The sequence below is a fragment of the Viridibacillus sp. d25.2 genome, assembly GCF_055456015.2.
The window spans coordinates 2,162,798-2,174,961 of sequence record NZ_CM196652.1 but is presented as its reverse complement, the minus strand read 5'-3'; the positions used below and the strand labels follow the sequence as shown (position 1 = coordinate 2,174,961).

Annotated in this window: 8 protein-coding genes; 4 read left to right on the top strand and 4 right to left on the bottom strand. The window is 35.5% G+C overall.

The annotated features are described in order from the left end of the window. Positions 1 to 6 precede the first annotated feature (6 nt). From ACZLO7_RS11015 to ACZLO7_RS11000, 4 genes are all read left to right on the top strand, one after another. Entirely contained in the window at positions 7 to 381 is a 375-nt protein-coding gene (locus ACZLO7_RS11015; protein WP_464941374.1) for a DMT family transporter, read from the top strand. An 81-nt stretch (positions 382 to 462) separates the two neighbouring features. After that, positions 463 to 864: a DUF5360 family protein gene (locus ACZLO7_RS11010; protein ID WP_464941375.1), complete on the top strand. Its 402-nt coding sequence runs from the start codon at positions 463 to 465 to the stop codon at positions 862 to 864. 254 nt (positions 865 to 1,118) lie between these two features. Then, a protein-coding gene (locus ACZLO7_RS11005) for an IS3 family transposase (RefSeq protein WP_511261410.1) occupies positions 1,119 to 2,476 on the top strand; the annotation gives its coding sequence in 2 pieces (ribosomal slippage) (positions 1,119 to 1,572 and positions 1,572 to 2,476; 1,359 coding nt in all). 542 nt (positions 2,477 to 3,018) lie between these two features. Further along, positions 3,019 to 6,045: an efflux RND transporter permease subunit gene (locus ACZLO7_RS11000; protein ID WP_464939808.1), complete on the top strand. Its 3,027-nt coding sequence runs from the start codon at positions 3,019 to 3,021 to the stop codon at positions 6,043 to 6,045. Between the two features lie 404 nt (positions 6,046 to 6,449). On the opposite strand, the gene ACZLO7_RS10995 is transcribed toward ACZLO7_RS11000, so the two are convergent. The 4 genes from ACZLO7_RS10995 to ACZLO7_RS10980 form a co-directional block, all read right to left on the bottom strand. Next, positions 6,450 to 6,680: an NUDIX domain-containing protein gene (locus ACZLO7_RS10995; RefSeq protein ID WP_464939807.1), complete on the bottom strand. Its 231-nt coding sequence runs from the start codon at positions 6,678 to 6,680 to the stop codon at positions 6,450 to 6,452. A gap of 859 nt (positions 6,681 to 7,539) precedes the next feature. Further along, positions 7,540 to 8,406 carry a GNAT family N-acetyltransferase gene (locus tag ACZLO7_RS10990; protein WP_464939806.1) on the bottom strand — a complete coding sequence of 289 codons (867 nt, stop codon included), beginning with the start codon at positions 8,404 to 8,406 and terminating at the stop codon, positions 7,540 to 7,542. Between the two features lie 177 nt (positions 8,407 to 8,583). Next, positions 8,584 to 10,440: an ABC transporter ATP-binding protein gene (locus tag ACZLO7_RS10985; RefSeq protein ID WP_464939805.1), complete on the bottom strand. Its 1,857-nt coding sequence runs from the start codon at positions 10,438 to 10,440 to the stop codon at positions 8,584 to 8,586. Then, entirely contained in the window at positions 10,437 to 12,161 is a 1,725-nt protein-coding gene (locus ACZLO7_RS10980; protein WP_464939804.1) for an ABC transporter ATP-binding protein, read from the bottom strand. Before ACZLO7_RS10980 ends, ACZLO7_RS10985 begins: the two co-directional genes overlap by 4 nt. Positions 12,162 to 12,164: the final 3 nt, after the last annotated feature.

The window sequence follows — 12,164 nt, the reverse complement described above, 5'->3', positions numbered from 1 at the left end:
TGAAACATGCATTGGATTTTATTATTACTGGCAATATTAGCCGAAGTGGCAGGAACAATAACCATGAAGTTATCTTCTGGATTCAGTAAATTTCTTCCCTCAATATTACTATTTGCATTTTATTTGGTTAGCTTGTCTCTCTTGAATTTTGCTTTAAAAGGCATTGAAGTTAGTATAGCCTATGCTATATGGTCTGGCGTTGGAACTGCCTTAGTGGTAATCATCGGTATCTTCTTCTTTTCCGAACAGGTTACAGTTCTAAAAACAATCTCAATTGTATTAATCATTCTTGGTGTTGTTGGACTTAACCTTGAAGAACAACATCATAGAAAAAATTCTATTAGTGAGCATGTTGAACACAAAAACAGTGTTTATAAATAGGACTAGTTAATGGTAATACAACATTCGTGAGACAAAAATTGTAATGTATTTGTTTTTCATCAAATGAATGGAGGCACTTGTATGAATAAAACTTTAAAAATTTTATTTTTAATTACAGATATTGGTTTTATTCTTTATTGGTTAATAACTTTATTAGAATTAATACCTAAAGAGTATTTATATCAAGATTATCAAAATGAATTATTAGTGATCTGGAATTGGTCATTTTTACCACTTGATATTATTATTTCTTTAACTGGTTTCATAAGTATTTATTTACATAGAATAAAAACCCCAAACTGGAAATACTTTACGTTAATATCACTCACATTAACCTTTTGTTCTGGGTTACAGGCTATTGTTTTTTGGATTATTAAGCTTGACTTTGATCCAATGTGGTGGATACCAAATCTCTATCTGTTGCTATACCCATTGTTTTTTATTCCATCATTGCTTACCGCGAATCGTGACTTATCACATTAAATGGTTCTTTTACAAATTTGGAGCTTCTAGAATTCCTTCAAAACTAAAGATGCGGTTACTTCAAATGCTAATTGAAAATCCGATAATATTCACTTGAATAGGGCCCCTCGTACCGTTTCAAAGCTGCCATAGTACGCGTTCATTTTTTTAACATTACATGAAATGATTCAATGAACGTATTGTAATACGGAAGACTGAGTTATGAACTGCCCCGTAAAAGTTAGACACCACTCTAACTTTTACGGGGGTTTTTTATGACAAAAGTAAGTGCTGAACAACGTATTCAAGCAGTTCAACGATACTTAAATGGATATGAATCCATGAGTGAAATCGCGAAAGATATCGGAATCACAAAACGGGTTGTCAGTGAATGGGTTCGCCGTTATAAAGAAAATGGTGTAGAGACTTTCTTAAAGTCCTATACAAAATATTCCGCTGAATATAAAATGAATGTACTAAATTATATGAACGAAACAGGTACATCTTCAATTGACGCAGCTGCACTATTTAACATTTCATCTCCTGGCATGATTCGAAAATGGCGAAGGAAGTTTGAGTTTGGTGGTTATGATGCCCTTGTTTCTAAGAAAAAGGGGCGTCCATCCATGAAAAAAGAAACAAAAAGAACAACGAAACCAACATCAGCTAAAGGATCTGTCGGGGCATTAGAGGCACGTATAAAACAATTAGAAATGGAGAATGCGTACTTAAAAAAGTTGAATGCTTTAGTTCAAATGCAAGAAAAATTACCAATCAAATCAAAGCGCAAGTAATTTATGAACTAAAGGAAATCTATGAAGTAGTGGAATTAATCAAAGTCGCTGATATTCCACGTAGCACGTATTATTATTGGGAAAAGCGTTTGAATCGTACTGATAAATACGCGGATGTAAAAGTCGCAATTCATTCCATTTACCATGAACATAAGGGACGTTATGGTTATCGTCGGATTGCCAAAGAATTGAAAAAATACGGCTTTCATCATGATCCTAAAACGATTAACTGTTTGATGAATGCCCTTGGCATAAAATGTGCAGTCCGTATGAAGAAATATCGTTCGTATAAAGGAAATGTCGGGAAAACTGCCCCAAACATATTACAACGTGATTTTACAGCGGAGAAGATGAACGAGAAATGGGTAACAGACGTGACAGAGTTCCATCTATTTGGTGAGAAACGCTATTTATCACCGGTACTTGATTTGTGTAATGGTGAAATCATTGCCTACACGGTAATGAATCGTCCAGTGTATAAACTAGTCCATGATATGTTAGAACAAGCATTGGAGCGCCTTCAATCAGGTAATCAAGTCATCCTTCATTCGGACCAAGGTTGGCACTATCGAATGCAAAAGTATCAACGAACATTAAAGCAACATGGAATTACGCAGAGTATGTCCCGTAAGGGCAATTGTTTGGACAACGCAGTCATCGAAAACTTCTTTGGCTTATTAAAATCTGAACTCCTTTACCTACAAGAATTTGAATCCATGGCACATTTTGAACAGGAGCTCGCAGATTATATTCACTATTACAATCACAAACGAATGAAGGAAAAATTAAAAGACCTAAGCCCGGTGGAATACCGAACTCTGGTCTTAGAAGCTGCTTAACTAAATATGTCTAACTTTCTTGGGTCAGATCACACTTTATTAAGTGATGAACTGGTTTTATTAAATCATTTTTGTCATGAGAACTTTTGATACTGGAGTCTCTTTTCATCCCTTTTCCATTAATAATGGAAACTGTGCGTCCATCCCCTTTTCTCCATTTTTTTTAATCCCACAACTTCTCCACCTATTTTAGGCGTGTTGCTAGCACCCGTTGGAAATAAAGCTAAACCTATTGGAGATGAGCACCAAAACACATTATGAGTACTATCCTACCAAGGTTAAAATTGCCTAAAATTATTAATTCTTATATTTTTATTTTGTTAAGTTGAATATGTACATACAAATCAAAGAATCTTCAATTGGTCCCTCTTTTGATAAAAAATCAGTCTTAAGACTTAGAAAAACCACCTGCTCTGGTCTATTATTCTCAAAATCCCAAAGAATTACAATTAAATACAGGAGGAAAAAAACAAATAAGAGAGAGAAATCCTTATGTTGAGTTAAGTGAAAAATGCAGGAGTACGGGAAAGGAGATTTTTAATATGTCTTTGTTTACCAAATGGTCCTTCAAGAATAAAGCGGCCATTACATTAGTTACAATCCTTGTCTTACTACTAGGTGGTGTTAGCTACTTCAAATTACCAATGGAGTTTTTGCCATCAGCTGATCAACCACAAATAACGATTGTTACATTGGGGCAAGGAGTCGATTCTAATTCGATGGAAGAACAGGTCACGTCGCCAATTGAAGCGGCCGTGGGATCTGTTAAAGGGAAGAAAGATTTTTTCTCCACAACAGGAGATGGATTTTCAAAAGTTGATATATTTTTTGAATCAAAAACGAATATGAAAGATGCCAAGCAAGAAGTGCAAGAAGCTCTTGCAACGGTGACATTACCTAAGAATATTCAAAAACCTTCAATCATTCAACTTAATACATCGATGATTCCAATCGCAGATGTTTCCATTACCTTTAAGGATGAATTAACACAAAGTAACAGCGAATTTGCGAAGAAAAAAATCATTCCGATGTATAAAGATATAAAAGGTGTCGCAGACGTGCAAACGTTTGGTACTGAGAGTTCATATGTATCTATAAAAATAGATAATAAGTTATTAGCAGAAAAACAATTATCAGTTGAGAACATTATGACGGCACTTCAAGATCAAAACCTTTCTGCTTCAGTCGGGGAAAAAACGATTGATGAAAAAGCTAGTAACATCAAAATCGTTGGAAAATTGAAATCGATGAAAGACATTAAACAACTAACCATTGCACCCGATGTTAAACTGATGGATGTAGCAAAAGTAAGCATTAATAAGCCAAATACTTCTCTTACTCGTGTAAACGGTAAGGATGCCTTGATTCTTATTATGACGAAAGAAAGCAATGCTAACGCAGTAAGTACAGGAAAAGCAATTGCTGAAGTATCAAAGAAAATGAATAAACAATATAGTAACGTCCAAAGTAATGTTATTATGTCGACGGCAGATATAATTGAAGGTTCCGTTAATACAATGATGAAGGAGGTATTATTGGGTGCACTATTCGCCACTATCGTAATTGTTCTATTTTTAAGAAACCTTCGTTCAACATTTATCACGATTGTCTCAATTCCGCTTTCTCTAGCTTTTACACTGTTTCTACTATGGATGTCAGGAGTCTCATTGAACATTTTGACACTAGGTGGAGTAGCGGTAGCAGTTGGTAGACTTGTTGATGATAGTATAGTCGTTATTGAGAATATTTTCCGCAAAATGCAAAAGGAGAAATTCTCAATTAGTTTAGTTGTAGAAGCGACAAAAGAAGTAGGAACAGCTATATTAGCATCTACATTAACAACTGTCGCCGTTTTCTTACCAATCGGATTAGTTAGTGGAGGTTTACAAGACTTTTTAATGCCATTTGCCTTAACTATAACGTATTCTTTACTTGCGTCGTTAATTGTGGCAGTTACTGTTGTACCGCTAATGAGTTCTGCCTTGTTGAAAAATAGTAAACTGGCGGTACATAAGCCAGCAGTACGTTTTTCACGCTTTTTAACATGGACATTAAACCATAAATGGGTTGTATATCTGCTCTCTTTATTATTACTTGCAGGGTCAGTTGGGACATATTTTGCAATGCCTAAAGGAGAGGTTGATAAATCGACAGCTGATTTTATTCAAGCAACTTTAGAGTACCCAAATGATACACCACTTGAAAAAGTAAAAGAAAATACACTTCGCCTTGAAGAATTCATCCATTCACAAGATGAAGTGAAATATGAATATACACAGCTTGGTAATACAGAAGACGCCGCGAGATTCGGGGGGGTAAATTCTCCAACTCTTGCAACAATCATGATCATGTTAAAGGATAGTAAAGATTCTGAACAAATGCTCGAAAGACTTGAAAAGCAAAAGAAAGAGTATGTAGGTGCCGAACTAACTGTAGATACAGCTTCCTTTATGTCAGGGTCATCTACACCTATTACGATTGATGTTATGGGCGACGATTTAACGCAGATTGAAGAAACTGCAACTAATGTAAAGGAAAAGATTGAGGAAATAAAAGGTATTGAAAAGGTAACAACAAATCAGGATGCAAAAAAAATGGTCTATTCTTTTGAAGTGAAAGCTGCAGAAGGAAATGCAACGCAAATTTCTCAGCAATTAGGTGTCTTTCTAAATCGAACACCTATTGGGATGGCGACCATTGCTTCACAGCCAACCGCAATTATGTTAGAGCCTCTTTTGAATCCAAAAACGGAAGATGACTTAAACAAAATGTTAGTTGCTACACCTACAGGAATGGAGCAGTTATCCAAAGTAGCGACGTTAAAACAAGAAGAGAAGCCAACAAACATAATCCATAAAGATGGGAATTCGTATGTACGTATTACCGCAAATGCTGATCCAGAACAGCTATCAAAGGTCAATGAAGAGATTACGAAAACTATCTTTGGTAAGAAAGATGTAAAAGGAATGAAGATTCCATCTGGAGTAAAAGTATATATTGGTGGTGCTAGTGCACAACAAGCAGACGATTTCTCTGATCTATTTATCACTATGCTTGTGTCAATTGGAATCGTGTTCTTAATTATGGTTGTAACCTTTAAGACATTCCGTGCACCAATTGCTATATTATGTTCACTCCCATTAGCAGCGATTGGGGCGATTCTCGGCCTATTAATTAGTGGAATTACTGTTGACGTTACGGCATTACTTGGTGCCTTAATGTTAATTGGAATTGTAGTAACGAACGCTATTGTTTTGTTAGACCGCGTCAAACAAAATGAACGAACAATGATCATTCGTGATGCACTCGTAGAAGCAGCAACTACTAGAATGCGTCCAATCTTGATGACGGCTATGGCAACAGTTTGTGCGATGATTCCATTATTATTTAAAAAGGCCGAGTCTACTAGCTTAGTATCAAGTAGTCTTGCAATCGTCGTAATTGGTGGATTAACAATGGCCACATTACTGACACTTGTGGTTATTCCAGTTATTTACGAGTCTCTTCACTTCCGAAAAGCAAAAAGTCAACGAAGTGAAAAAGCAAAAGAAATGAATGAATCCGTTTAAAATAACTAACAAGCCCTTCGATCCGTTGATTGAAGGGCTTGACTTGTAATACGTCATGTTCCGAAGATTAATATTAATGCATGAAAAATACAGTTGGATCTATAAAAATGTAGAACCATTTATATTTCGCTTATCGAGTTTACATTACCTAACATTTTACAAAAGTTACATTAATTATTATCACCTAAATATACAGATCTATTTATTCCATTTGAATAATCGATGATATATTTTCTAATTGATTTAGGATAAATTCGATAATTCATCAAATTTTCTACATCTATCCATTCGATACCAACTTGATGTGAATCTGGATTAGAAGGATTTTTATGTTCTTTCATGTCATTAACTAATTTACAAATAAAATAAAATTCTACTTGATGAACTTGTTCATGTATTTCAGCTTATTCATGATTTTTCCCTATATATTCACGAATGTGTAATAATTGCTTTACGACTACTTTTTCGTCTACTTCCTCCAAACATTCTCTTACAACGGATTCGCTAAGGGTTTCTCCATGTTCCTGTCCACCACCAGGGAAAATATAAAAGAAACCGTCCAAATAATAATGTTTAGTTAATAAAACTTTTGATTCTTTAAATATTATTGCTTTTGCCGAATTTCTAATTTGCAATATTAACCCTTCCCCTTGTGAAATTTTTCTGCCTCTGTGTTCTTCAAATCCTAGTCCTTTAGGTGAAGCGTAAAGTTGAGAATTTCTCAGCAACAAGTTCAAACTGATTTCGTTTCTCCCTTTGAATAATCTGGAGATGTCCACATCATTAAGACGGAAGTTTGTATTTTCTAAACCTTCTTTTCTTATCAGCTTCAATGGTTACATTTTTATTAAACACTAGGTCTTCAGGAAGTAAATCAAATGTTAATGAATCACCCTTTTCATCGTTTGAACCATTTTTATTTATAGTACCCTTTGTCCTAAATAACTGCCCAATCTGATCAATATGGAGTGTAGGTCGTTAAATTCAACATCCATTTTGTTAAGCACCTCTACTATTGCTCCCTCTTCACTAGATAATATCTTTTCGCTACAAGCACTTATGATTACAAAACGAAATAAAAAAGCATAAGTTCCTTTAAAATACTTATTTTATATTAATTGGGCATTTTTTCAGACCGAGCTATTTGTTTCTAGAACAGAAAATATGCAACTTTCTGCAGCAAACGTTTTTAGGCTTTGTTCATCGGTATCAAATGCTTTCGTATCAAAGTAACATTAATTTGATAAATTACTAACCAACTTTTCGATTTTTTAGAGCGAAAAAATCGGCGTGGCTAAGATTCCTCCTTTACCCTTATAACGAATTCACACTGTCATTTATGACACATTGTACGGAAACCTTTTAAGTGAGTCTTAAGGGAAAGCTGTATTTATAGCGATTCTAAGTATGTTATTAAACACTGTATTGATAGGTGATCATCATAAAAACAACCAGTTCAGTCACTTTATTTAAGTGATGAACTGGTTAGTTATATTAAAACGTTTTTGTCATGAAAACTTGTGATACTGGAGTCTTTTCAAATCCCTTTTCCATTAATAATGAAACTGTTCGTCCATTCCCTTTTAAAAAGTTATAAGTAGAGCGATTTATAGGTTTGTCATATTCTAAAGCATATGCAAGTAATGTATTTAGTGCATTTTCATCACCATTTTCAGTTACTTGAAACAAAGTAATACTTTCCGTTTCTTTACCGAATACTTGTTTTTTTCGAATAAGACTTGCGGCTTGCACCTCTCCATTTCTTGTAATCACCACAGTTTCTCCACCTATTTTAGGCGTGTTGCTAGCATCCGTTTGCCACGGTACAATAGCTGGAAATAAGTCTGAACCTATAGCTTGCACCGTAGGAAATCTTAATATTTCATAGTCTTTTAAATTCGGTAACTGACCAACTAATATTCCATCTGAAGATAAAAAGAGCAAATCATCAATTACATTGTAACCACATTTCTCATATAACGATATGGCAGGTCTATTTTCTGAAAGTGCTTCTAATGTAGCTACAGAAACATTGTTGTCTATTAATACTTTCTCCGCCTCTCGCATTAAAGAAAAGCCCAACTTCTTCCCTCGATATTCGGGAACAATACCGGTTCCGCCATTCCATGAAACCTTCTGACCATCTACTTCTCTAATCCCTTGCAGTACAAATCCTACAGGCTCGATACCATCATACGCAACGACTGAGAGCGACGGAGATAAACCTTCATTTCCAAACTTACTAATGAATGTTTCAAAAGATAAATTCATCGGTAATAAATAACCTTCAAATCCTCTATTAAATAATTCATGTGCTTCTTGAAAGCTAATTGACGACATTAATTTATAAGAAATGTTCATTGCTTACCTCCGCTTTTCATCAAGTTATTCGGACTGTAATTTCTGCAAATATATTAAGCTATTCTTTTTATTATATTGTCATTTATTATTTTTTACAATTCTAATATTACTGATAATTACATCCTTCTAATGTTAAAAAGCCTTGATTCCAAGTTAGAATCAAGGCTTTTACATTTTTTACATAGCTTCTTTATTAGAAAATTGACTGTTATACAAGTCAGCATAAAATCCGTCTTCTTCTAACAGATCTTGATGTGTTCCTTGTTCGATTACTTTTCCTTGGTCCATCACTAAAATCAAGTCAGCATCTCTGATAGTTGAAAGACGATGTGCAATAACGAAACTAGTTCGTCCTTCCATTAAACGATTCATCGCTTGTTGGATTAACAATTCTGTACGCGTATCAACACTTGAAGTTGCTTCATCCAAAATCATAATTGGAGGATCAGTAAGCACTGCTCTAGCAATTGTTAAAAGCTGCTTTTGTCCTTGAGAAATGTTGGATGCTTCTTCATTTAACACTGTGTCATATCCATCTGGGAGGGTACGAATGAAGTGATCTGCACGAGCTGTTTTGGCAGCCGCGAATATTTCTTCATCAGTCGTATTTTCCTTCCCAAAAGCCAAGTTCTCTTTAATCGTACCGTTAAAGAGCCAAGTATCTTGAAGCACCATACCAAATGTTTTGCGAAGGTTTTCACGTGATATGTTACGTGTATCAATACCATCAATTTTGATTTTCCCATCATTTAACTCATAGAATCTCATTAACAAATTAATTAGTGTCGTCTTACCAGCTCCAGTTGGACCTACAATCGCAACTGTTTGACCTGGAAGTACTTCAATGTTCATGTCTTCTATTAATAATTCATTGCCATATCCAAAACTAACTTGTTCAAATGTAACAGCGCCTTTTGCTTGTGTTAAATTGGAAGCTGTCACTTCTTTTATTTCCTCTTCTTCATCTAACAATTCAAAGACGCGTTCTGCAGCTGCAATTGTTGACTGGATAATGTTTGCAATGTTTGCTGTTTGTGCAATTGGCTGTGTGAATTGACGTGTATACGTAATAAATGCTTGTATATCACCGATTGAGATGGCACGTTGCGTTACTAAAATACCACCAACAACACTAATAATGACATAACTTAAATTTCCGATGAAAGACATTAACGGCATGATCATTCCCGAGATAAACTGCGCTTTACGTCCTGCTTGATACAATTTTTCATTTACTTCATCGAACTCTGCTACCGCTTTTTTCTCATGACCAAAAACCTTCACTACTTGATGACCTGTGTACATTTCTTCAATATGACCATTCAACTGCCCAAGTGTTTTTTGTTGATCTGCAAAGTGCTTTTGTGACCTTTTCAAAATTGGTTTAATAACGAAAATTGAGAGTGGTAGACTTACAATTGATATTAACGTCAGCAGCGGGCTAATTGTTAACATCATGATGATGATTCCAACAATCGTTACAATTGATGTGATAAACTGTGTCACACTTTGCTGTAATGTACTACCAATGGTATCAATATCATTCGTGACCCTACTTAGAGTTTCACCATTCGCACGTCCATCATAGTATTTAAGCGGAAGCTTCTCTAGCTTTTCATTGATCTCTGTCCTTAAATTATAAACCGTTTTTTGAGCGACACTAGACATGATGTATTGTTGAATATACGAAAACAAACTACTTATTACATATAGTCCAGCTAGTAAGAGTAAAAGCTGACCGATTGTATGAAAGTCAATTTCCGCACCTGGAATCCCTTTGAATTTGCTATATGCCCCTTCAAATAATTTAGTAATCGCATTCCCCATTATCTTCGGCCCAACAACCATAAAAACAGTACTCATAATGGCCGCCAATAACACGATTATTAATTGACGACTTTGTGGTTTTAAAAAGCTAAGTAGACGACGAAACGTACCTTTAAAGTCTTTAGCCTTTTGTCCAGCCATCATCATACTGCCGCCATTCCCCATTGGACCGCCGCCTTGAGGTTGCGTATTTCTCTGCTTACTCATGCGATTTCCTCCTCTGAGAGCTGTGATTTAACGATTTCACGATACACATCATTTTCTATAAGCAACTCTTTGTGTGTACCAATGCCAGCTATTTTTCCTTTATCTAAAACAATGATACTATCTGCATCAACTACAGTACTTACACGCTGTGCAACAAGTAACATTGTTGCATCTTTAGTTTCTTCTTTTAGAGCTGCACGTAGACTTGCATCTGTTTTATAATCAAGCGCTGAAAAGCTATCATCAAAAACATAAATATCCGGTTTTCTTACTAAAGCTCGTGCAATCGATAGTCGCTGTTTTTGACCACCAGATACATTTGAACCACCTTGTGAGATTTCAGATTCATAACCATTATCCATTTTACTAATAAAATCTTCTGCTTGGGCTATGCGTGCAGCATGTTCAATCTCTTCCTGCGAAGCATTTTCTTTACCAAAGCGAATATTTTCAGCAATCGTGCCAGTAAAGAGCAGTGCTTTTTGCGGGACATATCCAATCTTCGAACGTACTTCATCGATTGATGCCTCTTTTAAATCCACGCCATTAACTCGAATCGTACCACTAGTCACATCATATAAACGAGGAATTAAATTCACAAGCGTTGATTTCCCAGCACCAGTTCCACCAATAATCGCAGTAATTTCACCTGATTTCGCGCGGAAACTAATATTCGATAAAACAGGCTCCTCTGCTCCTGGATAAGTAAAGGAGACATTGTCAAACTCTAGAGTTCCTTGCTCACGATTAACCGCTTTAGATCCCTCATCAAGAATTGTATGTTTCTTTTCAAGTACTTCATTAATGCGCTTAGCAGATACCGCAGCTCGCGGAACCATAACAAACATCATTGATGCCATAACAAGTGCGAACATAATTTGCATGACGTATTGAATAAAAGCCATCAAGTCCCCTATTTGCATGCCACCGTTATCGATACGAATTCCACCAAACCAAATGATACCAACAACAGTTAAGTTCATGACCAGCATCATTACTGGCATTAAAAATGCCATTATCTTATTAACTTTGATAGAAACGTCCATTAAATCTTTATTAGCCTTTTGTAACCGTACTTTCTCTTGTTTTTCACGATTAAAAGCACGAATCACTCGTATCCCAGTTAAATTTTCACGCAACACTAAATTTAATCGATCTAAACGTGTTTGGACTAATTTAAAGAGTGGTATACCTTTAGTCATTATGAGAAGCACTGCACCCAATAATACAGGTATCGTTGCAACGATAATGAGAGATAATTTGGCATCCTTAGATAACGCCATTATTAATCCACCGACAAACATTATCGGTGCACTTACGACCATTCGTAGCAACATAATCACTACTTGCTGTACTTGCGTAATATCATTTGTAGTTCTTGTAATTAGTGATGCTGTTCCTACTTCATCAAAATCTTGAAGTGAAAACTCTTCAACATGATTAAACACTTTTCGGCGAATATCACGCCCAAATCCCATTGCCGCTTTTGATGAGTAATAGCTCGCCACAATCGAAGCACACACTCCGAATGCAGCCACTATTAGCATTATTCCGCCAATTTTCCAAATATACTTCGTATCACCTACAACTACTCCCTTATCGATAATGTCTGACATAAGAGTAGGCAAATACAGATCCGCCATAGATTGAATGAATACAAGTCCAATCACCGCTAGAACAATCCACTTATAAACTGTTAAGTTTTTTAGTAGTTTAACCACTTT

What these genes read in the sequence shown, in the direction of transcription:
- ACZLO7_RS10985 (WP_464939805.1), bottom strand. Translation starts at nt 10,440, where the DNA reads ATGAGTAAGCAGAGAAATACGCAACCTCAAGGCGGCGGTCCAATGGGG.
- ACZLO7_RS11015 (WP_464941374.1), top strand. Translation starts at nt 7, where the DNA reads ATGCATTGGATTTTATTATTACTGGCAATATTAGCCGAAGTGGCAGGA.
- ACZLO7_RS11010 (WP_464941375.1), top strand. Translation starts at nt 463, where the DNA reads ATGAATAAAACTTTAAAAATTTTATTTTTAATTACAGATATTGGTTTT.
- ACZLO7_RS11000 (WP_464939808.1), top strand. Translation starts at nt 3,019, where the DNA reads ATGTCTTTGTTTACCAAATGGTCCTTCAAGAATAAAGCGGCCATTACA.
- ACZLO7_RS10990 (WP_464939806.1), bottom strand. Translation starts at nt 8,406, where the DNA reads ATGAACATTTCTTATAAATTAATGTCGTCAATTAGCTTTCAAGAAGCA.